This window comes from Enterobacter sp. WI-ESBL-E8, assembly GCF_053364895.1.
In genome coordinates this window covers 819,832-845,359 of sequence record NZ_JBRWXJ010000001.1, presented here as the reverse complement: position 1 = coordinate 845,359, position 25,528 = coordinate 819,832, and the positions used below count along the sequence as shown (strand labels likewise).

The 25,528-nt window shown below is 55.0% G+C and carries 22 protein-coding genes and 1 riboswitch; of the genes, 6 read left to right on the top strand and 16 right to left on the bottom strand.

Annotation, left to right across the window (positions count from 1 at the left end; translation table 11 throughout):
• Window positions 1–45: 45 nt before the first annotated feature.
• From murG to leuO, 14 genes are all read right to left on the bottom strand, one after another.
• Window positions 46–1,110: an undecaprenyldiphospho-muramoylpentapeptide beta-N-acetylglucosaminyltransferase gene (gene murG, locus ACWHWP_RS04045; RefSeq protein WP_447855107.1), complete on the bottom strand. Its 1,065-nt coding sequence runs from the start codon at window positions 1,108–1,110 to the stop codon at window positions 46–48.
• Window positions 1,107–2,351, bottom strand: a complete 1,245-nt coding sequence (ftsW, locus tag ACWHWP_RS04040) for a cell division protein FtsW (protein WP_047346349.1) — start codon at window positions 2,349–2,351, stop codon at window positions 1,107–1,109. Before ftsW ends, murG begins: the two co-directional genes overlap by 4 nt.
• Complete coding sequence (gene murD, locus ACWHWP_RS04035; protein ID WP_447855106.1) at window positions 2,351–3,667, bottom strand: UDP-N-acetylmuramoyl-L-alanine--D-glutamate ligase; 1,317 nt, start codon at window positions 3,665–3,667, stop codon at window positions 2,351–2,353. Before murD ends, ftsW begins: the two co-directional genes overlap by 1 nt.
• A 2-nt stretch (window positions 3,668–3,669) precedes the next feature.
• Window positions 3,670–4,752: a phospho-N-acetylmuramoyl-pentapeptide-transferase gene (gene mraY / locus ACWHWP_RS04030; protein ID WP_008501985.1), complete on the bottom strand. Its 1,083-nt coding sequence runs from the start codon at window positions 4,750–4,752 to the stop codon at window positions 3,670–3,672.
• Window positions 4,746–6,104: a UDP-N-acetylmuramoyl-tripeptide--D-alanyl-D-alanine ligase gene (gene murF / locus ACWHWP_RS04025; RefSeq protein ID WP_447855105.1), complete on the bottom strand. Its 1,359-nt coding sequence runs from the start codon at window positions 6,102–6,104 to the stop codon at window positions 4,746–4,748. The genes mraY and murF overlap by 7 nt, the downstream gene beginning before the upstream one ends.
• Window positions 6,101–7,588, bottom strand: coding sequence for a UDP-N-acetylmuramoyl-L-alanyl-D-glutamate--2,6-diaminopimelate ligase (gene murE, locus ACWHWP_RS04020; protein ID WP_048339027.1), 1,488 nt, complete (start codon window positions 7,586–7,588; stop codon window positions 6,101–6,103). Before murE ends, murF begins: the two co-directional genes overlap by 4 nt.
• The gene (locus tag ACWHWP_RS04015) at window positions 7,575–9,341 is read right to left on the bottom strand and encodes a peptidoglycan glycosyltransferase FtsI (RefSeq protein ID WP_047346345.1); all 1,767 of its coding nucleotides are present in this window, start codon (window positions 9,339–9,341) and stop codon (window positions 7,575–7,577) included. The genes murE and ACWHWP_RS04015 overlap by 14 nt, the downstream gene beginning before the upstream one ends.
• A 15-nt stretch (window positions 9,342–9,356) precedes the next feature.
• Window positions 9,357–9,722: a cell division protein FtsL gene (gene ftsL, locus ACWHWP_RS04010; RefSeq protein ID WP_008501989.1), complete on the bottom strand. Its 366-nt coding sequence runs from the start codon at window positions 9,720–9,722 to the stop codon at window positions 9,357–9,359.
• The gene (gene rsmH / locus ACWHWP_RS04005) at window positions 9,719–10,660 is read right to left on the bottom strand and encodes a 16S rRNA (cytosine(1402)-N(4))-methyltransferase RsmH (protein ID WP_023310390.1); all 942 of its coding nucleotides are present in this window, start codon (window positions 10,658–10,660) and stop codon (window positions 9,719–9,721) included. Before rsmH ends, ftsL begins: the two co-directional genes overlap by 4 nt.
• Before the next feature lie 2 nt (window positions 10,661–10,662).
• The gene (gene mraZ / locus ACWHWP_RS04000; RefSeq protein WP_021240528.1) at window positions 10,663–11,121 is read right to left on the bottom strand and encodes a division/cell wall cluster transcriptional repressor MraZ; all 459 of its coding nucleotides are present in this window, start codon (window positions 11,119–11,121) and stop codon (window positions 10,663–10,665) included.
• Window positions 11,122–11,722: 601 nt separating this feature from the next.
• On the bottom strand, window positions 11,723–12,730 hold the full coding sequence (cra, locus tag ACWHWP_RS03995) for a catabolite repressor/activator (RefSeq protein ID WP_063429494.1): 1,008 nt from the start codon (window positions 12,728–12,730) through the stop codon (window positions 11,723–11,725).
• 179 nt (window positions 12,731–12,909) lie between these two features.
• On the bottom strand, window positions 12,910–13,401 hold the full coding sequence (ilvN, locus tag ACWHWP_RS03990; protein ID WP_008501994.1) for an acetolactate synthase small subunit: 492 nt from the start codon (window positions 13,399–13,401) through the stop codon (window positions 12,910–12,912).
• A gap of 1 nt (window position 13,402) precedes the next feature.
• Entirely contained in the window at window positions 13,403–15,127 is a 1,725-nt protein-coding gene (gene ilvI / locus ACWHWP_RS03985; RefSeq protein ID WP_447855104.1) for an acetolactate synthase 3 large subunit, read from the bottom strand.
• Between the two features lie 367 nt (window positions 15,128–15,494).
• On the bottom strand, window positions 15,495–16,439 hold the full coding sequence (leuO, locus tag ACWHWP_RS03980; RefSeq protein ID WP_447856626.1) for a transcriptional regulator LeuO: 945 nt from the start codon (window positions 16,437–16,439) through the stop codon (window positions 15,495–15,497).
• 607 nt (window positions 16,440–17,046) lie between these two features.
• Here leuO and leuL point away from each other — a divergent pair.
• The 5 genes from leuL to leuD all read left to right on the top strand — a co-directional run bounded on the left by leuL (window position 17,047) and on the right by leuD (window position 21,906).
• On the top strand, window positions 17,047–17,133 hold the full coding sequence (leuL, locus tag ACWHWP_RS03975) for a leu operon leader peptide (protein WP_071530973.1): 87 nt from the start codon (window positions 17,047–17,049) through the stop codon (window positions 17,131–17,133).
• A 91-nt stretch (window positions 17,134–17,224) separates the two neighbouring features.
• Window positions 17,225–18,796, top strand: a complete 1,572-nt coding sequence (leuA, locus tag ACWHWP_RS03970) for a 2-isopropylmalate synthase (protein ID WP_047346342.1) — start codon at window positions 17,225–17,227, stop codon at window positions 18,794–18,796.
• Window positions 18,796–19,887, top strand: coding sequence for a 3-isopropylmalate dehydrogenase (gene leuB / locus ACWHWP_RS03965; RefSeq protein ID WP_447855102.1), 1,092 nt, complete (start codon window positions 18,796–18,798; stop codon window positions 19,885–19,887). The genes leuA and leuB overlap by 1 nt, the downstream gene beginning before the upstream one ends.
• A gap of 2 nt (window positions 19,888–19,889) precedes the next feature.
• A complete protein-coding gene (leuC, locus tag ACWHWP_RS03960) occupies window positions 19,890–21,290 on the top strand; it encodes a 3-isopropylmalate dehydratase large subunit (protein ID WP_447855101.1) in 1,401 nt (466 codons plus the stop codon).
• A 10-nt stretch (window positions 21,291–21,300) separates the two neighbouring features.
• Window positions 21,301–21,906 carry a 3-isopropylmalate dehydratase small subunit gene (gene leuD, locus ACWHWP_RS03955; RefSeq protein WP_447855100.1) on the top strand — a complete coding sequence of 202 codons (606 nt, stop codon included), beginning with the start codon at window positions 21,301–21,303 and terminating at the stop codon, window positions 21,904–21,906.
• A gap of 266 nt (window positions 21,907–22,172) precedes the next feature.
• Here leuD and ACWHWP_RS03950 read toward each other — a convergent pair whose 3' ends face one another.
• Both ACWHWP_RS03950 and sgrT read right to left on the bottom strand, forming a co-directional pair.
• Complete coding sequence (locus ACWHWP_RS03950) at window positions 22,173–23,351, bottom strand: sugar efflux transporter (RefSeq protein WP_447855099.1); 1,179 nt, start codon at window positions 23,349–23,351, stop codon at window positions 22,173–22,175.
• Between the two features lie 120 nt (window positions 23,352–23,471).
• Window positions 23,472–23,624 (bottom strand): glucose uptake inhibitor SgrT, encoded by a 153-nt coding sequence (sgrT, locus tag ACWHWP_RS03945; protein ID WP_032672519.1) that lies wholly within the window; start codon window positions 23,622–23,624, stop codon window positions 23,472–23,474.
• An 88-nt stretch (window positions 23,625–23,712) separates the two neighbouring features.
• Between sgrT and sgrR the strand changes: the two genes are divergently transcribed.
• The gene (gene sgrR / locus ACWHWP_RS03940) at window positions 23,713–25,368 is read left to right on the top strand and encodes an HTH-type transcriptional regulator SgrR (RefSeq protein ID WP_059310620.1); all 1,656 of its coding nucleotides are present in this window, start codon (window positions 23,713–23,715) and stop codon (window positions 25,366–25,368) included.
• A 36-nt stretch (window positions 25,369–25,404) separates the two neighbouring features.
• A riboswitch (TPP riboswitch) is annotated at window positions 25,405–25,505 on the top strand.
• The last annotated feature ends 23 nt before the right edge of the window (window positions 25,506–25,528 follow it).

Here is a 25,528-nt window from a genome sequence, read left to right as displayed (position 1 = left end):
ATCGACTACTTAAAAATTCGTGCCGCGCTTCACGCGCTGCGAGGGTTAAGCCTGGACTGCCAGGCTCACTTCTTTTGCCACCCGTTCCGTCGCATCGGGAATAGCGGTCGCGCGCGCGCGTTCTGCCATCTCCAGCAATACGTCTCTGTTCCAGCCCGCCAGGGTGGTGGCGACCGCGTCGGCGGTAAATTGTGGCTGCTCAAAAATTTTCGCCGCACCGGCTTTCTCAAGCGGCAGCGCATTCCAGTACTGCTGTCTGTCTTTGTGCTGGAACGGCACAAAAAGGGCAGGTAAACCGGCGGCAGCGATCTCGCTCACCGTCAGCGCCCCTGAGCGACAAACGACGACATCGGCCCAGGCGTATGCTGCCGCCATGTCGTCGATAAACTCTGTGACTTTATGCTGCAGCTGACCTTCGTCTGCGTAAGCCTGCTCAACGGTTTGCTGAGCGCCCTTACCGCTCTGATGCCAGATGGTTACGGCATTTCCCAGCTTTGCAGCAACCTGCGGCATCGTCTGGTTTAAAATGCGCGCGCCCTGAGAACCGCCGACGACCAGCACACGAACAGGCCCTTCACGGCCTATCAGGCGAGCGTCCGGCAGCGGCAGCGCCAGCACGTCCACACGCACCGGGTTACCGACCACGTCCGCTTTCGGGAACGCGCCGGGAAACGCCTGCATGACTTTGGTGGCGATTTTCGCCAGCCACTTGTTGGTCAGACCGGCAATACCGTTCTGCTCATGCAGCACGACGGGAATACCTAACGACCATGCTGCCAGCCCGCCAGGACCCGAGACATAGCCGCCCATGCCCAGTACCACATCAGGCTTAAAGCGCTTCATGATGGTGCGCGCCTGACGCCAGGCGTTAAAAATCCGCACCGGCGCCAGCAGCATTGCCTTGAGGCCTTTACCACGAAGGCCAGAAATACGGATAAAGTCGATCTCAATACCGTGCTTCGGTACCAGGTCGGCTTCCATGCGGTCTGCGGTTCCCAGCCAGCGTACCTGCCAGCCCTGATCCATTAAATGGTGCGCAACCGCCAGCCCCGGGAACACGTGTCCGCCGGTACCGCCAGCCATCACCATTAACCGCTTCGGTTGATTCATCGTGAACCTCGTGTAAACGCCTGGGCTTTTTCCAGACGCGTTTCATAATCTATGCGCAACAACAGCATGATGGCCGTCGACATAATCAACAGACTGGAACCACCATAACTGATCAACGGCAACGTCAGACCTTTGGTCGGCAGCATACCCGCTGCGGCCCCGACGTTAACCAATGCCTGGAAACTAAACCAGATACCAATTGAGCAGGCCAGGAAGCCTGAGAAGCGGTGATCGATCTCCAGCGCTTTCCGGCCGATGGACATGGCGCGGAAAGCGACGAAGAATACCATTAATAGCGCTAATACCACACCGATATAACCCAGTTCTTCCGCAATAATGGAGAAGATGAAGTCGGTATGCGCTTCCGGTAAATACTCCAGTTTCTGTACCGAATTACCCAGCCCCTGGCCCCAGACTTCACCGCGGCCAAAAGCCATCAGCGACTGCGTCAGCTGATAACCGCTGCCGAACGGGTCTTCCCACGGATTCCAGAACGAGGTCACACGGCGAATACGGTAAGGCTCGGCAAGGATCAGCAGCACAACCGCCGAAATGCCCATCCCGATAATCGCAATGAACTGCCACAGCTTCGCGCCCGCCAGGAACAGCATGGCCAGAGTTGTAACAAACAGCACGACAACGGTACCGAGGTCAGGCTGTGCCAGCAGTAGCACCGCCAGCACCAGAATCACGCCCATCGGTTTTAAGAAGCCGCGCAGGTTGTTACGCACCTCATCCACTTTACGCACCAGGTAGTTAGCCAGGTAGCAGAACAGGGAGAGCTTGGTAAATTCCGCAGGCTGAATTCGCAGCGGGCCAAAGGCGATCCAGCGGGATGCCCCGTTAACGGAGCTCCCCACCACCAGTACGATCAACAACATGATGATCGAGGCAATCAGCATCGCCGTACTGTGCCGCTGCCAGAACTCCATTGGCAGACGCAAGGTGATCAGCGCCAGACAGAACGCAAGAATGATGTACAGGCCATCACGCTTGGCAAACAGGAAAGGATCGTTCGCAAGGCGCTGGCCGACGGGCATTGAAGCCGACGTCACCATGATAAAACCGACCGCCGCCAGCCCCATCGTGAGCCAGAACAGCGTGCGATCGTACATGATCAGGCTATCGTTATCTTTTTGACGAGAGCCCATCACCCAGCCTTTGAGTGCCGCAAACAGCCATGCCAGGATCCCAAACCCTGGCAGACGCGGCATTTTCAGGCGAGGGAGAGATAAACGCATCAGCCTAACTCCTTCGCCAGGCGGGTAAAGACATCGCCACGCTGTTCGAAATTCTTGAATTGATCGAGGCTGGCACACGCCGGAGAGAGCAGCACCATATCGCCAGGCTTCACGCGAGGGGCAATCAGCCGCATCGCCTGTTCCATGGTTTCGGTTTGCTCCGCAACGTCAGGGCGCAGTTCAGCCAGCTCGCTGCCGTCACGGCCAAAGCAGTACAGGCGGATTTTATCTCCGGAGAGATACGGCTTCAGGGAGGAGAAATCGGCTGATTTACCGTCGCCGCCCAGCAGTAAATGCAGAGTACCGTCAACGTGCAGGCCGTTCAGCGCGGCCTCCGTGCTTCCCACGTTGGTGGCTTTGGAGTCGTTAATCCAGCGCACGCCGTTATGCTCCAGCGCCAGCTGGAAACGGTGCGCCAGACCGGAAAACGTTGTCAACGCCTTCAAGCTGGAAGAGCGCGGAAGACCTACCGCATCCGCCAGCGCCAGCGCCGCCAGGGCATTGGTATAGTTGTGCTGACCAGACAGTTTCATCTCTTTCACGTTCAGCACTTTCTCACCTTTCACGCGCAGCCAGGTTTCGCCCAGCTGACGGTTCAGGTGGTAATCCCCCATCGTGATACCGAAGCTGATGCAGCGCTCGTCCGCGCCGCGTACCGGCATGGTCAGCGCGTCATCAGCGTTAACGACGCAGACCTTTGCATTTTCATAAACGCGCAGCTTGGCGGCACGATACTGCTGCAAACCAAAGGGATACCTGTCCATATGATCTTCGGTCACGTTAAGGATCGTCGCAGCGGCAGCATGCAGGCTGGAGGTTGTTTCCAGCTGGAAGCTTGAAAGCTCAAGGACATACAGCTCACAACCTTTGTCCAGCAGCATCAGCGCGGGCAGGCCGATATTGCCGCCTACCCCTACGTTCATGCCTGCGGCTTTTGCCATCTCACCGACCAGGGTAGTGACGGTGCTTTTGCCGTTAGAACCGGTAATCGCGACAACGGGTGCCTGCGCTTCGCGGCAGAACAGCTCGATATCGCCGACAATCTCAACGCCTGCATCCGCGGCAGCGCTCAGCGAAGGATGCGCCAGCGCCATACCCGGGCTTGCGACAATCAGATCGGCTGCCAGCAGCCAGTCATCATTCAGACCACCAAGGTGGCGTTCAACCTGTTCCGGCAGTTTGTCCAGACCCGGCGGAGAGACACGCGTATCCATCACGCGTGGCGTCACGCCGCGCGCGAGGAAAAAGTCCACGCAGGAGAGCCCCGTGAGGCCCAACCCGATGACAACGACTTTTTTGCCCTGGTAATCTGCCATGATTAACGTACCTTCAGCGTTGCCAGGCCAATCAGCACCAGCATCAGCGAAATAATCCAGAAGCGCACAATCACGCGCGGTTCCGGCCAGCCTTTCAGTTCATAGTGGTGGTGAATAGGCGCCATACGGAAGATGCGCTGACCGCGCAGCTTGAAGGAGCCGACCTGCAAAATCACCGACAGGGTCTCAACCACAAACACGCCGCCCATGATCACCAGCAGGAACTCCTGACGCAGCAGCACGGCAATGATGCCGAGCGCGCCGCCCAAAGCCAGAGAACCGACGTCCCCCATAAAGACCTGCGCCGGATAGGTGTTGAACCACAGGAAGCCCAGCCCCGCGCCGACAATCGCCGTACAGACGATCACCAGCTCACCCGCATGGCGCAGATAAGGGATGTGCAGGTAGTTCGCAAAGTTCATGTTACCGGTCGCCCATGCCACCAGTGCAAAACCGGCGGCCACAAAGACGGTTGGCATAATGGCCAGGCCATCCAGACCGTCAGTGAGGTTGACGGCGTTACCAGTACCGACGATCACAAAGTACGCCAGCAGGATGTAGAACAGCCCCAGCTGCGGCATCACGTCCTTAAAGAACGGCACGACCAGTTCGGTAGCTGGCGTGTCTTTGCCTGCCAGATACAACGCGAAGGCCACGCCCAGCGCGATGACCGACATCCAGAAATATTTCCAGCGGGCAATCAGGCCCTTGGTATCTTTGCGCACGACTTTGCGGTAATCATCCACAAAACCGATAATCCCGTACCCCACCAGTACCGTCAGGACACACCAGACGTACGGGTTAGACGGATATGCCCACAGCAGCACGGAAACGACGATGGCGGTCAGGATCATAATCCCGCCCATGGTCGGCGTGCCGCGTTTGCTGAAGTGCGATTCCGGACCGTCGTTACGCACAACCTGACCGAAAGAGAGTTTTTGCAGACGGGCAATCATGCGCGGGCCCATCCACAGCGAGATGAACAGCGCAGTCAGCAGGCTGACGATGGCGCGAAACGTCAGATAGGAAAAGACGTTAAAGCCTGAATAATATTTGACCAAATGTTCGGCCAGCCAAACTAACATGTCCCGTTCTCCTGTAATGCGTGCACAACCTCTTCCATGGCGGCACTACGTGAACCTTTCACTAACACTGTCACAATTTGTTTTTCTGTAATTAATGCCTTAAGGCGCTCAATCAACGCGGCTTTATCGGCAAAATGTTCGCCAACGCCGCTCGCATGGCTAATCGCCTGGCTCAGTTTTCCTGCGCTCAGGACACAGTCCAGCCCCGCCGCTTTCGCCGCTTCACCGACCTGGGTATGGCAGGCTTCACTTTCGTCGCCCAGCTCTGCCATATCGCCGACCACCATGATGCGGTAGCCCGGCATTTCAGATAACACCTGCACCGCCGCCGTCATTGAGCCAACGTTCGCGTTGTAGGAGTCATCCAACAGCAGTTTGTTTTCGGCAAGATGGATTGGGAACAGGCGCCCCGGCACGGCTTGTAAATTTGCCAGCCCGTTTTTAATCGCCTCATGCGACGCACCCACCGCCGTCGACAGCGCCGCCGCCGCAAGGGCATTGGCAATATTATGGCGGCCCGGAAGCGGTAAAAGCACGTCTACGCCACCCGTTGGGGTAGTAAGCGTGAATTCCGTACCCTGGGACGTCACATGGATATTGGTCGCGGTAAAATCACTGTTGGCCGCATTCGGCGAGAAGCGCCAGGTTTTACGCGAGCCAATGATGCTCTGCCAGTTCAGCCAGTCATTGTTGTCGGCATTCATAATGGCAATGCCGTCAGCGGGAAGACCGGTGTAGATCTCACCTTTCGCTTTCGCCACGCCTGCCAGTGAGCCAAACCCTTCCAGATGCGCAGCCGCCAGGTTATTCACCAGCGCCGCTTCCGGGCGAGTCAGGCTTACGGTCCAGGCGATTTCGCCCTGGTGGTTTGCCCCTAGCTCAATCACCGCGAATTCATGCTCTTTGGTCAGGCGAAGTAATGTCATCGGCACGCCGATATCATTATTGAGGTTACCCGCGGTATAGAGCGTGTTTCCGCACTGGCTGAGGATCGCCGCCGTCATCTCTTTCACGGACGTTTTGCCAGATGATCCGGTCAGGGCGACGACGCGAGTCGGCACCTGCTGACGAACCCAGGCAGCCAGCTCACCAAATGCAAGACGCGTATCTTTCACGACAATCTGCGGCAGGTCGGTGCCGAGCCTGCGGCTGACCAGCAGCGCACCGGCGCCATTTTCTTTGGCATTATCCGCAAAATCGTGCGCGTCAAAACGCTCGCCTTTCAGCGCCACAAACAGACAACCCGCCGTCACTTTGCGGGTATCCGTCGTCACCGCATCAATGGTCAGATCCTGACCGTGCAGCTCACCCTGCAGAATTTCAGCGGCCTGGCTTAACGAGAGGCTAATCATGCCACGACTCCCAGCAGACGTGCTGCCGTTACGCGGTCCGAGTAGTCCAGACGGCGATTGCCAACAATCTGATAATCTTCATGGCCTTTACCTGCCAGCAGGACAACATCATTCTCCTGAGCCTGCATGATGGTGTTGGTCACGGCTTCCGCACGACCTTCCACGACGCGAGCACGGCCCGCGTCCAGCATGCCCGCCAGAATGTCATTGATGATGGCGCGCGGCTCTTCCGTACGCGGGTTGTCATCGGTGACAACCGGGATATCCGCGAACTGTTCCGCAATAGCGCCCATCAGCGGACGCTTGCCTTTGTCGCGATCGCCGCCACAGCCAAACACGCACCAGAGCTTACCGGTGCAGTGCAGGCGTGCCGCCTCCAGCGCTTTTTCCAGCGCATCCGGCGTGTGGGCGTAATCGACGACGACGGTCGGCTTGCCCGGTGCGCTGAACACTTCCATACGACCGCAAACCGGCTGCAAACGCGCGGCGGTTTTCAGCAGTTCAGCCATCGGATAACCCAGCGCCAGCAGCGTCGCCAGCGCCAGCAGCAGGTTACTGACGTTAAACGCGCCCATCAGGCGGCTTTCGATTTCGCCTTCCCCCCATGAAGAGGCAAAGCGGATCGTCGCCCCGCTGTCGTGATAGTTAACGTCAACGGCCTTCAGCCAGCGGCCGTGGCAGTTCGGGTTAATACGATCTTCCATCGACACCGCAACCGCATCCGGCAGGTTTGCCAGCCAGCGGCGGCCGACTTCGTCGTCGGCGTTGATGATGGCTTGTCCGTAATGGTGCGTGGAGTAGAGTAGCCATTTCGCGGCTTCGTAATGCTCCATATCACCATGATAATCAAGATGATCGCGGCTCAGGTTGGTAAACACAGAGGCGGCAAACTTTAGTGCCGCCACGCGATGCTGAACCAGACCGTGCGAAGAAACCTCCATCGCCGCAAAGGTTGCCCCCTGCCCTGCCAGACCAGCAAGCACGTGCTGTACGTCAACCGCAGAGCCGGTGGTGTTTTCCGTCGGGCTTACTTTACCCAGCAGGCCGTTACCCACTGTGCCCATGACCGCACCGGTTTCCCCCAGTAACTGGGCCCATTGCGCCATCAACTGCGTGGTGGTCGTTTTTCCGTTTGTCCCCGTCACGCCAACCAGACGCAGCTGGTCGGAGGGTTCGTGATAGAAACGTCCCGCCAGTGCGGAAAGACGCTCGTTTAACTGGCTGAGATAGATAACCGGCACGCCGTGCATTTCACGGATCTCACCGTCGGTTGCCTCATCTTTGGCCTCAGCAATAATGGCAGCAACACCTTGCGCAATCGCCTGCGGGATATAACGACGCCCGTCCGCCTGATGACCGACCACCGCCACAAAAAGATCGCCAGAAGCAGCCGCCCGGCTGTCCAGTACCATCTCTCGCAGTGCTCGCTCCGGTGCATTTGGCACCCACGGAGCGAGAAGGTCGCGCAAATTACGATCTGCCACCTGTACCCTCGCCTTGATTAATTACAAATTCACTTTTTTCGCCCGTCGCCAGCGCATCCGGTTCGATGTTCATGGTGCGCAGTACGCCGCCCATGATGGCCCCGAACACAGGCGCGGAGACGGCGCCGCCGTAGTATTTACCCGCCTGCGGATCGTTTATCACGACCACCAGCGCAAAACGCGGATTGCTTGCAGGCGCAACGCCTGCGGTATAGGCAATGTATTTGTTGATGTAGCGGCCGTCTGGCCCCACTTTTTTCGCTGTACCGGTTTTAATGGCGATGCGGTAGCCTTTGATTGCCGCCTTCACGCCGCCGCCGCCCGGCAGCGCCACGCTTTCCATCATATGCACCACGGTACGAACGGTGGATTCCGGGAAGATACGCTCGCCCGGAACCGGTGGATCAACTTTGGTGATAGACAGCGGGCGATAGACGCCATAGCTGCCAATCGTTGCGTAGACTCGCGCTAACTGTAAGGGAGTTACCATTAGCCCGTAGCCGAAAGAGAAGGTGGCCCTCTCTATGTCAGACCACCGTTGTTTTTGAGGATATAAGCCACTGCGTTCTCCGACCAACCCCAAATTGGTCGCCTTTCCTAGCCCAAAACGTGAGTAAGTTTCTACTAACGCTGAGGACGGCATCGCTAACGCCAGCTTTGAAACACCGACGTTACTCGACTTCTGTAACACCCCGGTCAGGGTCAATTCGCTGTAGCGCGCCACGTCTTTGATTTCGTGGCCGTTAATCCGGTAAGGAATGGTATTCAGTACGGTGTTTTCATTGACGATACCGCGCTGAAGTGCAGTCATGACCACCATCGGCTTCACAGTCGAACCCGGTTCGAACACGTCGGTGATGGTACGGTTACGCATAACATCCTTCTGCGTACCGGTAAGATTGTTAGGGTTGTAGGACGGGCTATTGGCCATCGCCAGCACTTCACCCGTGTTGACATCGACTAACACGGCACTGCCCGATTCCGCTTTGTTGAAAGCCACGGCATTGTTCAGTTCGCGGTAAACCAGCGCCTGTAACCGCTCATCAATACTCAGTGCAAGGTTGTGTGCGGCCTGGCTGTCCGTTGAGGAAATATCTTCGATCACGCGACCATAGCGGTCTTTACGCACAATGCGCTCGCCGGGCTGGCCGGTGAGCCATTTATCAAAGCTTTTTTCAACGCCCTCAATCCCCTGGCTATCGACGTTGGTAAAGCCAATGAGGTGAGCAGTCACTTCGCCGGATGGATAGTAACGACGTGATTCCTCACGCAGATGAATCCCCGGTAGCTTCAATTTTTTGATGTAGTCCGCCATGTCAGGATTCACCTGACGTGCCAGATAGATAAAACGCCCTCTTGGGTTCGTATTCACGCGTGAGGCCAGCTGGTCCAGCGGCATCTTCAGCGCATCCGCAAGCGCCTTCCAGCGGTTATCAAGCGTAATGCCTCCGGCGTCGTGCAGCTCTTTCGGGTCAGCCCATATGGCTTTCACCGGCACGCTCACCGCCAGCGGACGGCCTGAGCGGTCGGTGATCATCCCGCGGGAGGTGGAGACCTCCTGGACACGCAGAGATCGCATATCGCCCTGGCGCACCAGCATGTCAGGGGCAATGATTTGCAACCAGGCCACGCGTCCCAGCAGGAAACTCAGTGCCAGTAAAATGCAGCCGCAAAGCAACGCAAAACGCCAACTGATAAAGTTGGCCTGTTCTTCCTGACGTTTTGGTTTAAGCGTTTTTGCCGCTGCTTTCATGCGTCGCGATTTCCCTTATTTTTGTACTACGATATTTTCCTGGGAAGGATCAACATGCTGCAGTTGCAGCTTTTCCGTTGCGATCCGTTCAACCCGGCTGTGATCGCCGAGCGCGTTTTCTTCAAGGATCAGATTTCGCCATTCAATATCCAGCGCATCGCGTTCCAGTACCATCTGCTCGCGTTGCGCAGTCAATAAACGCGTATGGTGGGCTGTGGTCACCACCGTAACGGCCGTAACAATGATGCAAATGAACAGACAGAGTGGCAGTTTCCCAAACCGCAAAAGATCGTCGCCGATCACGCCAGGCAAGGCATGGCGCTCGTTGCTTCCTAACGAATCCTTAACTTTGCTTAGGGTCTCTGTCACTCTGCCGATCATGCGTTCGTCCTCTCTGCAACACGCAGCACTGAACTACGGGCGCGTGGATTCTCTGCCACCTCTTCTTCGCCCGGCATCAACTTGCCTAATGCTCGCAACTGACGGCCACCCAGCTTCCTGAGTTGTTCTTCCGTCATCGGCAGCCCCGCTGGCACCTGTGGACCGCGGCTTTGTTCACGCATAAAGCGTTTCACAATACGGTCTTCCAGCGAATGGAAGCTGATGATGGATAACCGCCCACCCGGGGCCAGCACGTCGAGCGAGCTTTTTAGCGCCAGCTCTATTTCCTCCAGTTCACTGTTTACCCAGATGCGAACCGCCTGGAAGGTACGGGTCGCGGGATGTTTGTGCTTATCCTTCACCGGCGTCGCCGCCGCGATCACCTCGGCTAACTCTTTGGTGCGGGTCATGGGCTCAATGCGGTTGCGCTCAACGATGGCGCGCGCAATACGTTTGCCAAAGCGCTCTTCGCCGAAGGTTTTGATTACCCATGCAATATCCGCTTCGTCTGCGGTCTGTAACCATTCGGCGGCAGACTGACCGCGCGTCGGGTCCATTCGCATATCCAGCGGACCATCGCGCATAAAGGAAAAGCCGCGTTCAGCATCATCAAGCTGAGGTGAAGAGACGCCAAGATCGAGAAGAATCCCGTCGATCTTTCCCGTCAGGCCGCGCTCGGCAACATATTCCGCGAGCGCAGAGAAAGGTCCATGCACGATGGAAAAACGTGGGTCATTGATGGTCTGCGCAACGGCAATCGCCTGCGGATCGCGATCGATTGCCAGCAGACGTCCTTCCTCTCCAAGTTGAGAGAGAATCAAACGCGAGTGACCACCGCGACCAAAAGTGCCATCAATGTAGATGCCATCCGGACGAATATTCAGGCCGTTAACGGCCTCGTCCAGTAACACCGTTTTGTGTTTATAATTTTCCATCATATTTATAGAGACAAGTCCTGCAGCCGTTCCGATAATGTCGCGGAATCAGACTGCTCAGCGTCGATATCTTCCTTGACCTGTTGATACCAGGTCGTTTCATCCCACAGTTCAAACTTGTTGAACTGCCCGACCAGCATCACTTCTTTGGTCAGACCGGCATGTTGCCGTAACACAGGCGCAATCAGTAATCGCCCTGCGTTATCCATCTGACATTCACTGGCATGTCCCAATAACAACCGCTGCACGCGGCGTTCCTGCGGGTTCATGCTCGACAGTCGCGACAGCTTTTGCTCAATAATTTCCCATTCAGGCAGGGGGTAAAGCAGCAGGCAGGGGGAGTTAATGTCAATGGTGCAAACCATTTGACCCGCAGCGTTCTCAATCAGTTGGTCGCGGTATCGGGTTGGTACCGATAAACGCCCTTTGCTGTCGAGATTGACTAACGTAGCTCCACGGAACATGCCAGTCTCACCCCTCCTCACCACTTTAACCCACAAATTCCCACCTAAAGGAGTTTACGGAGCGAGGGAAAAGCTTGTCAAGCCAGGACTCTCCCTGTAAGGACCCGAAAGCCCTCTATTTACAGAGATAAACAGTCCTGGTTAATAACTGCACAACTGGCGAGGCAAAATTAACGTTATGAATATTTGTAAGAAAAAAACCGAATATGCACACTAGCGTTAAAGCTCACTCAATTTCATCGCAGATAAATATAAAGTGTCAGTTTGCGACGCGGGCAGCATTTTATGACAGATTCTCAGGGGATAACAGCGCCAGATTCACTCAGGCACCCGGTAAGCGCGGTGGTTGCCATGTTAGCTGGCAAAGAAGGAGGAAAAACGTCTGAATATTCATCGACCGGAGAGGGTTTGTAACAAAACAATACAAAAATAGCTGTTCAAAATTGCTCAGACGTTCTTTAAAGAACAATTTAGAAGCCAAAACGAATTAAGAAAATTAGATGATTATGACCCCTCAAGAATTATCCTAATTTCTCTCCGGGAATTATTCACACGAATTATTGCGGCAAAACGGGGGCAGATTTCGCCGCCCCGGTCATTTTCATTTATGACGGCTTAAAATTCCGCGATGGTAAAGATTGCGTTTGATACGCGTCAGGCCCGGCTTCGGTTTACGGGGTTCATCCAGGCTCGCCAGCACAATCTCCAGTACGCGTTCAGCCACGTCACGGTGACGCTGTGCTACCGCCAGCACCGGGCACTGGAGGAAGTCGAGAAGCTCGTTATCCCCGAAAGTGGCGATGGCCAGGTCGGAAGGGAGTTTACCTTCGCGACGTAAGGTTACATCCATCACGCCCTGCAGAAGCGCAAACGAGGTGGTGAACAGTGCCTGAGGCATCGGATGCGTTTCCAGCCATTTCTCGAACAGCTGCGCAGCGGCTTCTCGCTCGTAGCTGTTGGCATAGAGGTAGTGAACCTCGCGCGGATCGTCTTTCCAGGCAGTTCTGAAGCCCTGCTCACGCAGGAAGCTCACAGAAAGCTCAGGCAACGCGCCAAGATAAAGCACGGTTTCCGCCGGGAATGTTCTTAGCTCTGCGGCCAGCATTTCTGCGTCATCCTGATCGGCACCCACTACGCTTGTGAAATGCTCGCGGTCCAGCGCGCGATCCAGCGCAACGATCGGGAACGAGTCGTTCGCCCAGCGCTGGTAGAACGGATGCTCTGGCGGTAAGGAGGTCGACACGATAATGGCATCCACCTGACGCTGGAGCAGATGCTCAATGCAGCGCATCTCGTTATCCGGCTGATCTTCCGAGCAGGCAATCAGCAATTGATAGCCGCGCTGGCGCGCCTGACGTTCAAGATAGTTGGCGATACGGGTATAGCTGGTGTTTTCCAGGTCCGGGATCACCAGACCAATAGAGCGGGTGCGCCCGGCACGCAGGCCGGCTGCGACAGCATTCGGATGGTAGTTATGTTCACGAACCACCGCCATAACTTTTTCAACGGTCTTATCGCTGACACGGTACTGCTTTGCTTTACCGTTAATCACATAGCTGGCCGTTGTTCGTGACACGCCGGCTAGCCGGGCGATTTCATCCAGTTTCACAATTGCCCCTTAAAAAAAGAAAAGAGTCCATGGCCCTGTCAAGGTTATGGTTAAATCTTTTAACATCTAAACGCAGAAAAGCCTCCGCGGCAACCGCTTTTATCTGCGTTGTCGGCTGATTACGCAAAAAAAAGCCCGGCTTTGGTGACCGGGCAGAAAGAGGCGAACCTTTTTGACAACTAACGCATGATTTTCTCGCCGCGTGACAGACCCACTACACCCGATCTCGCCACCTCAACAATTTTTGCTACATCCCGCACGGACGCCAGGAAGGCATCCAGCTTGTCGCTTGTCCCGACCAGTTGAACCGTATAAAGAGAAGGCGTGACGTCGATAATCTGCCCGCGAAAAATATCCGCATTGCGTTTGACTTCTTCACGCCCGTAGCCGCTGGCCTGAATTTTCACCAGCATGACCTCACGTTCAACGTAGGCCCCCTGCCCCAGTTCGCTCACGCGCAGCACGTCGACCAGCTTATGCAGCTGTTTCTCAATCTGCTCAAGCACCTTGGCGTCGCCGACGGTTTGGATCGTCATGCGCGACAGCGTTGGGTCCTCAGTAGGAGCAACGGTCAGGCTTTCAATGTTATAGCCGCGCTGCGCAAAGAGCCCGATGACGCGAGACAGTGCGCCAGACTCGTTTTCCAGTAAAACAGATAATATCCGGCGCATATCAGGTTCTCTCCGTTTTGCTTAACCACATTTCATCCATACCACCACCACGAATATGCATCGGATAAACGTGTTCAGTTCCATCAACAATCACATCCATAAAGACGAGGCGTTTGTTTTTAACGTGCTCAAGCGCTTCTGCGAGCTTCGTTTCCAGCTCGGCCGGATCGGTCACCCGCATGCCAACATGGCCGTAAGCTTCAGCAAGACGAACAAAATCCGGCAGCGATTTCATATATGACTGTGAATGACGGCCAGAATAGATCATATCCTGCCACTGCTTCACCATACCGAGGTAACCGTTATTCAGGTTCAGCACGAGAACCGGCAATTCATACTGCAGCGCGGTAGAGAGCTCTTGAATGTTCATCTGGATACTGCCGTCCCCGGTTACGCAGACGACGGTTTCATTTGGCAGCGCCAGCTTCACGCCCAGCGCGGCGGGCAAACCAAAGCCCATCGTTCCTAAACCACCCGAGTTGATCCAGTGTCGCGGTTTATCAAACGGGTAATACAGAGCGGCAAACATCTGGTGCTGACCCACGTCTGAGGTCACATACGCTTCACCCTTCGTCAGTCGCCACACTGCTTCGATGACCGCCTGCGGCTTAATATTTTCGCTTTGCGTGTCATATTTCAGACACTGGCGCGCACGCCACTGTTCAATCTGCTGCCACCAGTCGCGGATCTCATCCAGCGGCTGGGTTGCACTCTCCTGGGCCAGCAGCTCCAGCATTTGCTCCAGAACCTGCCGGGCATCACCGACGATCGGCACATCCGCCGACACCGTTTTTGAAATGGATGTGGGATCGATATCAATGTGCAGCACGGTGGCGTTCGGGCAATACTTCGCCAGGTTATTAGTGGTGCGATCGTCAAAACGCACGCCAACGGCAAAGATCACATCAGAATGGTGCATCGTCATGTTGGCTTCATAGGTACCGTGCATACCCAGCATACCCAGCGCCTGACGGTGGGTGGCGGGAAACGCCCCCAGCCCCATCAGCGATGACGCAACAGGAAGGTTCAGCTTTTCAATCAGTTCACGAAGCTGAACTTCACAGGCAGAATTGATCGCCCCACCGCCGACATAGACGACCGGCTTTTTGGCTGACAGAAGCGTTTGCAACGCACGCTTGATCTGACCTTTATGACCCTGCGTGGTTGGGTTGTAAGAACGCATGCTCACCGATTCCGGCCAGACATAAGGCAGCTTGTTTGCCGGGTTCAGTATATCTTTGGGTAGATCGACCACCACCGGTCCCGGACGCCCGCTTGCCGCCAGCCAGAAGGCTTTTTTCAGCACGCCAGGGATGTCTTCGGTTTGCTTGACCAGGAAGCTGTGCTTCACAACGGGACGCGAAATCCCGACCATGTCACACTCCTGAAACGCGTCGTAGCCAATCAGTGAGGTCGCCACCTGCCCGGAGAGGATCACCAGCGGGATAGAGTCCATATACGCCGTGGCAATGCCGGTAATAGCGTTTGTCGCGCCGGGACCAGACGTGACTAAGACTACTCCCACTTCACCCGTTGCACGCGCAAGGCCGTCAGCCATGTGTACTGCCGCCTGCTCGTGACGAACCAGAACATGGTCAATGCCCCCTACCGTATGAAGCGCATCATAAATATCAAGGACCGCGCCGCCAGGGTAGCCGAACACTTGCTTCACGCCCTGATCGATCAGTGACCGAACGACCATTTCCGCGCCAGACAACATCTCCATGCTTTGCCTCCAGGCATTTTGTTATAGACGGACTGCCGAACTCATTTCCGCACCGTCTTACGAATCTTATATTTTGCAGAGTGTTCTTTACCTTAACCGCTCGTTATGAGGCAGGCAATTAGCAAACCCGGGGAGAGAAACGGTGCGTAAAGCAGAAAAAGCAGCGGTTAACAGAAGATATGGTTAATTCATCTGAGAATAGAGGATGGGATGATTAATCATCGCTGAAAAGCACGACAACGCAGAAAATCATCTATTTTTGCGCACCGGATAGCAGCCCTAAAAAAATCACAATAGAATAAAATAGCAATTATCTAAAAAAACTCAGGATAAACCACATAAACCAATGCGATTTATCCTGATGCGTTTATCGGCGACAGATGCTAACCAGCAGCTCTTCCATCCACTGATGCCCTTTATCCCGGCCCGCCGCTTCATGCCAGGAAAGGTAACAGGTACGGCTATTTAGCTTGAGCGGCAGAGGCAGAATTTGCAGATTTAACGATTCTGAAAACTCTTCTGCCAGCCAGCGCGGCGCAATCGCCACCAGCTGCGTCTGGGAGACCACGTTTAATACGCTGACCATTGCCATTCCCTGATAGGCCACACACGCCTGTTTGTCCGCTGTGTCATACCACGGCAGGCTAAAGGATGCATATCTGTCGAGTGCAACAACGGCGTGCTGCTCATTATAAACATCACTTTCTCGTAACGGAGAAGTCAGGCGCGGATGTTTTTTACTGGCGACCAAAACCATTTCATCTTTAAACAGCGGTACGCAGGAAAATTCAGGTCGACGGAACTCTTCATATCCCAGGACGAATTCGATCTCCTGATAGCGCAACTGATGTTCTGTGTTTTGATTGAGGGATGATTTAAAAACCAGATTGATATTTGGCGCGATCTCTTCAACTTTATTATAAATAATCGATGTTAAATAATTATCTAATGGGCTACAGACACAGAGATGAAAGACTCGCTCGCTGCTTAATGGTTCAAAACCCGACCCCGGCAGTTCATTTTGTACCAACTGCAGCGCCTGGCGGATTGAGCCGAATAGCTGGAATGCACGCGCCGTGGGCTGGATCCCCCTCCCGTAACGAACGAACAGTTCATCGTTAAACATGACCTTAAGTCTGGCGACGGCATTACTGACGGCGGGCTGTGACATCCCCAACGTTTGTGCCGCGCGGGTGATATTCTGTTCCTGCATGACAGCATCAAACACCGTCAGAAGATTAAGGTCCACCGTGCGTAACTGTGGTTTAATCCCATCCGTAGTTTGAGGTTGTTTAATATTATTTTCTGGCACTTCAGACTCCACTGTCACGCTACACTCCCTTTGCCAACGTATTGTAACAATCGCGAAAAATATGATTTATCATGCAAATATGACCAGCGAAAGAGAATTATTTAAAATTCGGAATATATAAAGACACTAAAAGAATGAAAAATAAAAACACGTAAATGATATGATTAACTTTAGGATTGAGATGAAACCATAAACCAAACAAATATACAATTACCCCTTGGTTAATGATGACTTAAGTATTATTAAACTGTTATAACTGACGCTCTACAGTAAGTTAACAATCTGTTATCTCTGCTCATTTTTTAGAGAGTCTAAAATGATTCACTGAACTTACAACTTAATGATATTAAAACCCTTTAAGCATAAAGCATTCATGGCAACGTACTTTGCTCAATTTAAACGAATTATATTAATTTATTTCTGCAACCTTTTTCCCAGTCCAAAATTAGACAATTAGTCGGGTCGTAAAAGTAAAAACCAGCACAATTCGCTAAAGCAGACAGCCTGTGTGTTCAGCCTGCCGGGGCCGTTTTTATCCTTAGGGGTTGACATGAACGGCCGTATCCAGTACCACTAAAAGTATATTGAATTTAACGGAGCACGATTCATGATTCGCACCATTCGTTTCACCGGTCTACTACTACTAAACGCATCCACTGTGCGCGGTAGACTGGCGGGCGAAATTCAGCGTTGAATCGTCACCAGTAAGACTAAAAACCCGCGCCACTGCGCGGGTTTTTTTATGCTCGTAGCAAGGCGCCCTAAGACTGACAAGGACCTAACCCATGAGCCAGCAAGTCATTATTTTCGATACAACTTTACGTGACGGTGAACAGGCATTACAGGCAAGCCTGAGTGTAAAAGAGAAACTGCAGATCGCGCTGGCTCTTGAACGTATGGGTGTCGACGTGATGGAAGTCGGTTTCCCGGTTTCGTCTCCGGGTGATTTCGAATCCGTCCAGACTATCGCCCGCACCATCAAAAACAGCCGTGTGTGTGCCCTGGCACGCTGTGTAGAGAAAGACATCGACGTTGCGGCTGAGTCGCTGAAGGTCGCCGAAGCCTTCCGTATTCATACCTTTATTGCGACCTCGCCTATGCATATCGCAACCAAATTGCGCAGCACGCTGGATGAGGTTATTGAACGTGCGGTGTATATGGTAAAGCGCGCACGCAACTATACCGATGACGTTGAATTCTCCTGTGAGGATGCAGGCCGTACGCCGATTGACGATCTGGCGCGTGTTGTGGAAGCCGCGATCAACGCGGGCGCAAAAACCATCAACATTCCGGACACCGTCGGCTATACCATGCCGTTTGAGTTCTCCAATATCATTACCGGTCTGTATGACCGCGTACCGAATATTGATAAAGCGATTATCTCCGTTCATACCCATGACGATTTGGGCTTGGCCGTTGGCAATGCCATCGCCGCGGTACACGCTGGTGCACGTCAGGTAGAAGGCGCGATGAACGGTATCGGCGAACGCGCAGGTAACTGCTCGCTGGAAGAAGTGATCATGGCGATCAAAGTGCGCAAAGATATTATGGACGTGCACACCCGCATCAATCACAACGAAATCTGGCGCACCAGCCAGACCGTCAGCCAGATTTGCAACATGCCGATTCCGGCCAACAAAGCAATTGTTGGTACCGGTGCCTTCGCGCACTCCTCCGGTATTCACCAGGACGGCGTGCTGAAGAACCGCGAAAACTACGAAATTATGACCCCGGAATCTATCGGCCTGAACCAGGTGCAGCTGAACCTGACCTCCCGTTCCGGCCGTGCGGCGGTAAAACACCGTATGGAAGAGATGGGTTATAAGGACAGCGATTACAACATGGATCAGCTGTACGACGCGTTCCTGAAGCTGGCCGACAAAAAAGGTCAGGTGTTCGACTATGACCTGGAAGCGCTGGCCTTTATTAACAAGCAGCAGGAAGAGCCAGAGCATTTCCGTCTGGATTATTTCAACGTGCAGTCCGGCTCCAGCAACATCGCCACCGCCTCGGTCAAACTGGCCTGCGGTGATGAAATTAAAGCAGAAGCCGCTAACGGTAACGGCCCTGTCGATGCCATCTACCAGGCAATCAACCGCGTCACCGAGTACGACGTTGAGCTGGTGAAATATGACCTGACGGCCAAAGGCCACGGTAAAGATGCACTGGGTCAGGTCGACATTGTTGTTACCCACAATGGCCGTCGTTTCCATGGCGTGGGTCTGGCGACCGATATCGTCGAATCCTCCGCAAAAGCGATGGTGCATGTTCTGAACAACATCTGGCGCGCCGCCGAAGTCGAAAAAGAGTTGCAACGCAAAGCTCAGAATAAAGAGAACAACAAGGAAACCGTGTAATGTCGAAGAATTACCATATTGCTGTGTTACCGGGCGACGGTATTGGCCCGGAAGTGATGGCACAGGCGCTGAAAGTACTGGAAGCCGTTCGCGCGCGTTTTGCGATGAAAATCACCACCAGCCACTACGACGTGGGCGGTATTGCGATTGATAACCACGGTACGCCATTGCCGAAAGCCACCGTTGAAGGCTGCGAAGATGCCGATGCCGTGCTGTTTGGTTCCGTCGGTGGCCCGAAATGGGAGCACCTGCCGCCAGCAGAGCAGCCAGAGCGCGGCGCGCTGCTGCCGCTGCGTAAACATTTCAAGCTGTTCAGCAACCTGCGTCCGGCGAAGCTGTATCAGGGTCTGGAAGAGTTCTGCCCGCTGCGCGCCGATATCGCCGCCAACGGTTTCGACATTCTGTGCGTGCGTGAACTGACCGGCGGGATCTATTTCGGTCAGCCAAAAGGACGCGAAGGCAGCGGCCAGCATGAAAAAGCGTTCGACACCGAAGTGTATCACCGCTTCGAAATTGAACGTATCGCCCATATCGCCTTTGAGTCTGCGCGCAAACGCCGCCATAAAGTGACCTCTATTGATAAAGCTAACGTCCTGCAGTCTTCCATTTTGTGGCGCGAGATCGTCAGCGAAGTCGCTAAGCAATACCCTGACGTTGAGCTGTCGCACATGTACATCGACAACGCGACGATGCAGCTGATCAAGGATCCGTCCCAGTTTGACGTCCTGCTGTGCTCCAACCTGTTCGGCGATATTCTCTCGGACGAATGCGCAATGATTACCGGCTCCATGGGCATGCTGCCATCGGCAAGCCTGAACGAAGAGGGCTTTGGCCTGTACGAGCCGGCAGGCGGCTCCGCGCCGGATATCGCAGGTAAAAACATTGCTAACCCGATTGCGCAGATCCTCTCTCTGGCCCTGCTGCTGCGCTACAGCCTGGATGCAGGTGATGCAGCAACCGCAATTGAAAACGCCATTAACCGGGCGTTAGAAGAAGGCGTCCGTACCGGTGATTTAGCACGCGGCACGGCGGCAGTCAGTACTGATGAAATGGGCGACATTATTGCCCGCTATGTCGCGCAAGGGGTGTAATCATGGCCAAAACCTTATATGAAAAATTGTTTGATGCGCACGTTGTTTACGAGGCACCAAACGAAACCCCACTGCTGTATATCGACAGACATCTGGTGCACGAAGTGACCTCTCCTCAGGCGTTTGACGGCCTGCGCGCGCACAAGCGTCCGGTTCGTCAGCCGGGCAAAACCTTCGCAACGATGGATCACAACGTTTCCACCCAGACCAAAGACATTAACGCGTCCGGTGAGATGGCGCGTATCCAGATGCAGGAGCTGATTAAGAACTGCAACGAGTTTGGCGTTGAGCTGTACGATCTGAATCACCCTTATCAGGGTATCGTCCACGTGATGGGGCCGGAGCAAGGGATTACCCTGCCGGGCATGACCATCGTCTGCGGTGACTCCCACACCGCGACGCACGGCGCGTTTGGTGCCCTGGCGTTCGGGATTGGCACTTCCGAAGTGGAACACGTGCTGGCTACGCAGACCCTGAAACAGGGACGCGCCAAAACCATGAAGATTGAAGTGAAGGGAAAAGCCGCGCCGGGTATCACCGCAAAAGACATCGTACTGGCGATCATTGGTAAAACCGGCAGCGCAGGCGGTACCGGCCACGTGGTGGAATTCTGCGGCGAGGCCATCCAGGCGCTGAGCATGGAAGGCCGCATGACCCTCTGCAATATGGCCATTGAGATGGGCGCAAAAGCCGGTCTGGTCGCGCCGGACGACACCACCTTCAACTATGTGAAGGGCCGTCTGCACGCGCCGAAAGGTCAGGATTTTGACGATGCTGTCGCGTACTGGAAAACCCTGAAAACCGACGATGGTGCCAGCTTTGATACCGTGGTTACCCTGCAGGCAGAAGAGATTGCCCCGCAGGTGACCTGGGGTACTAACCCGGGCCAGGTGATTTCCGTCAACGACAGCATCCCTGACCCGGCCTCGTTCGCCGATCCGGTCGAACGCGCCAGTGCGGAAAAAGCGCTGGCCTATATGGGACTGAAGCCGGGCATCCCGTTGACCGACGTCACCATTGATAAAGTCTTCATCGGCTCATGCACCAACTCCCGTATCGAAGATTTGCGCGCCGCCGCCGAAATTGCAAAAGGCCGTAAAGTGGCACCGGGCGTGCAGGCTCTGGTGGTTCCAGGCTCCGGTCCGGTGAAAGCCCAGGCGGAAGCCGAAGGCCTGGATAAGATCTTTATCGACGCGGGCTTCGAGTGGCGCCTGCCAGGCTGCTCCATGTGTCTGGCCATGAACAACGATCGCCTGAACCCTGGCGAACGCTGCGCCTCCACCAGTAACCGTAACTTTGAAGGCCGTCAGGGCCGCGGTGGGCGCACCCATCTGGTCAGCCCGGCAATGGCCGCCGCTGCGGCAGTCACCGGCCATTTCGCCGATATTCGCAGCCTGAAATAAGGAGACAATCATGGCAGAGAAATTTACCCAACATACGGGCCTGGTTGTCCCCCTGGACGCCGCTAACGTCGATACTGATGCCATCATTCCGAAACAGTTTTTGCAGAAAGTCACGCGTACCGGTTTTGGTGCACATCTGTTTAACGACTGGCGTTTCCTGGATGACAAAGGTGAAGTGCCTAATCCGGAGTTCGTTCTGAACTTCCCGGAATACAAAGGCGCATCCATTTTGCTGGCGCGGGAAAACTTTGGCTGCGGTTCATCCCGTGAACACGCGCCGTGGGCCCTGACCGACTACGGTTTTAAAGTGGTTATCGCACCGAGCTTCGCCGATATCTTTTACGGCAACAGCTTCAATAACCAGCTTCTGCCCGTCACGCTGAGCGACGAACAGGTTGATGAGCTGTTTGCCCTGGTGCAGGCGAATCCGGGTATTACGTTTGAAGTGGATCTGGAAGCAGAAGTGGTGAAGGCCGGAGATAAGACCTACAGCTTCAGCATTGATGCGTTCCGTCGTCACTGCATGCTGAACGGTCTCGACAGTATTGGCCTGACGCTCCAGCACGAAGACGCCATCTCAGCGTACGAGAAAAAACAGCCTGCGTTTATGAGCTAAAGGCAATGGCCCGCAAAAAGCGGGCCATTGATTTGACTACGTTTTGGCATTCCAGCCTCCTTATTGCTTTTCGGCAATGAAGAGACTAACCTCGCAATGTGGGTTGTGAAGTTGGTCTCCCCATCAGTTTTTTGATGTGGGACTCTCCACTGTTTGCCTCTTGCGAAAGCCTGAGGCAAACAGCCTCAAGCACCCGCCACGCACTCTATTCCCCTTCTTCGTACCTGTCAGAAAGTCGTTCCATTTCGTGAAGCCGTCTTCCAGAATCAAACGTCCTTGACCCGGCAGGTCAGCCCAAGCGTAACCAACGATATCGCCGCAATCATCCAGTAAACCGAGGCATGGCCATAGCTTTGCGCCAGCGCCCCCTGAATCACGCCCGCCAGGATCACTCCGGTCGAAATACTGTTAGTAAAAAGCGTGGTCGCCGACCCGGCGCGGCCTGGCATGAGGTCCTGAAACCAGAGCATGCCGATCCCGGCGACAATGCCAATAAATACGGCGTTAAACAGCTGCAGCGCCAGCAGCGCTTCGCGAGAATGGAAAAAGATCAGCCCCGCGTAAAACAGCACCCCAGCCGCCACCGCGACGATCATCATCCGACGCTTTCCGAAACGCTTAACGTAATAACCCGCCAGGATCATCGCCGGGATCTCCAGCCCGGCCGCGGTACCCATTAAGATCCCGGCGAGCTTGTCCGGTAAGCCCAGTGAGCTGCTGATCCACAGCGGCATGTCGATGATGTACATGGTGTTGCAGGTCCACATCAGCGTGGAGGCAATAAACAGCATGCGGACGTTTTTGTCCTGCCAGCCGCTCACCTGAGTAATCGGTTTATCCGTCGTTTGCTCGACCCGAGCCACGGACGGCAGCGCAAAAGCAATCAGCGCCAGGCTGATGACAAAAATCCCTGCCGCAATGGAAAACATGGCGGTAAAGCCATAGTTCAGCGCCAACATGAAGGCCAGCGGCGGGCCGATGACCCACGCCAGCGAGAGCTGGGCACGCATCACCGAGCTAAACATCACCACTTCCCGCGCCGAGTTATCCGCATATTCACGCGCCAGGGCGAAAAGCTGCGGCATGGCGGTATTCGCCAGCGACGCCAGCAGCACGCCGCAGGTAATGAGCGTCAGGTAATCACGATTGAACGCAAAGAGCAGCGCGTTGCCTACGGCCATGACGCAGCAAAAGAGGATCAGCTTGCGGCGATCGCCCTGGCTGTCCGATCGTTTCGCCAGCGCGAGGCTAACGAGGATCCCGGCAATGGCGTTGACGGTATAAAACAGCCCCACCCAAAACGGCTGCGCGCCCACCTCGCGGCTGAGGAACAGGCTCAGCGTCGGCGCCTGTAGCGCCCCCGCCACGCCCATCATAAAGGCCACCAGCATAAAAGCGGCATAGACGCCGTTCAGGCGTCGCCCCATCGTCATCAACCAGAGCATGCGCAAGTCCTTGTGAAAGCGAATCGAAACCGGGTGAAAGAATAAACGAAAAAAGCCAGCAAAAACATTTTGCTGGCGGGTGATTAGCACCAATACTCAGTCACACATGATCGAGGCGAGTTAGCGAGAAGAGGTCGGTTTCGTAACGTCCCACTGCATCAGGTCTTCCAGAATTTTCAGCCGTTGCTCTGCACACTGGCGGGCCAGCCAGGACGTTCCTTTTGTCGCTGAAAAATAGTGCTGATAAAACTGACGTGCGGTAGACCTCTTCATAATTTACCTCCTCACTTCATCGGTAAGGATTATTGGCTTAATATAGGGATTAATAAATTGCTGATTTTTTGTCAGGAGTTCCCCTTTTATGCCTTCCGGTCGACTGCAACAACAATTCATCCGCCTCTGGCAGTGCTGTGAGGGGCAATCACAGGAGACCACGCTGAACGAGCTGGCCGACCTGCTTAGCTGTTCCCGCCGCCATATGCGCACGCTGCTCAATACCATGCAGCAGCAGGGCTGGTTAAGCTGGGAAGCGGAGGCGGGACGCGGCAAACGCTCGCGCCTGACCTTCCTCTATACCGGGCTGGCGCTGCAGCAGCAGCGCGCCGAAGATCTGCTGGAGCAGGACCGAATTGACCAGCTGGTACAGCTGGTGGGCGATAAAGCCGCCGTGCGCCAGATGCTGGTTTCGCACCTCGGACGCAGTTTCCGCCAGGGCCGCCATATCCTGCGGGTCCTCTACTATCGGCCGATGAAAAATCTGTTGCCCGGCACGGCCTTACGCCGCTCAGAAACCCATATGGCCCGGCAAATCTTCAGCGGGCTGACGCGGATAAATGAGGAAAATGGGGAACTGGAAGCGGATATCGCGCACCACTGGCAGCAGCTTTCCCCGCTTCACTGGCGATTCTTTTTACGCCCCGGCATCCACTTTCACCACGGACGCGAGCTGGAAATGCGCGACGTTATCGCCTCTCTGGAACGCGTCCGCAAGCTGCCGCTCTACTCGCATATTTCGCGCGTGCACTCCCCAACGGCATGGACGCTGGATATTGAGCTGTCCCAGCAGGACAAGTGGCTTCCCTGGCTGCTGGGCTATGTGCCGTCGATGATTTTGCCCGGCGAGTGGGAATCGATGAACAATTTTGCCAGCCTGCCGGTTGGCACCGGCCCCTACTCCGTCTCCCGTAATAACAACAGCCAGCTGAAAATCCGCGCGTTCGACGACTATTTTGGCTATCGGGCGCTGATCGACGAAGTGAACGTGTGGGTATTGCCGGATCTGAATGAAGAGCTGAGTGCAGGCCTGACGCTGGAAGGCCCTACCACGGGAGAAAAAGCCGTGGAGAGTCGCCTGGAGGAGGGATGCTACTATCTTCTGTTTGATGGCCGCACCCATCGCGGGGCAAACCATGAGGTACGTAAGTGGATCAGCCACGTTTTATCCCCCTCCAATCTCATCTACCATGCGGAAGAGCAGTACCAAACCTACTGGTTCCCGGCGTACGGCCTGCTTCCGCGCTGGCACCACGCCCGCCCGGCGCACTGCGATAAACCCGCAGGGCTGGAGTCCATCACCCTGACCTACTACCGCGAACACGTGGAGCATCGTTTTATCGCCAGGATCATGACCAGACTGCTGGCAGCGCAGGGGGTCAGGCTGGAGATCCGGGAAGTAGACTATGACGAATGGCATCAGGGGGAACTGACCAGCGATATCTGGCTGAACAGTGCCAACTTCACCCTGCCGCTAGATTTTTCATTATTCTCACACCTGTATGAGGTCCCGCTGATCCAGCACTGCATCCACCGCGACTGGCAGCAGGATGCAGCCCTGTGGCGTGCGGGCGAAATGAATCTTGCCGTATGGTGCCAGCAGCTGCTGTCTGAACAGGCGATCGTCCCCTTGATACACCACTGGCTGATGATCCAGGGACAGCGCAGTATGCGCGGTTTGCGGATGAACACCCTGGGCTGGTTTGATTTCAAATCGGCCTGGTTTGCGCCGCCGGAACCATAACGCTTTCGTAATATTCACCAAATCATTACAATAGCGCCGTTCTCAACGGGGTGCTGCATCACAGATGTGCGCTGAGATAATACCCGTCGAACCTGATCCGGATAACGCCGGCGAAGGGATTTGAGGCTGTCGCTCAAAATCCTTTGCCACTCAACTTTGA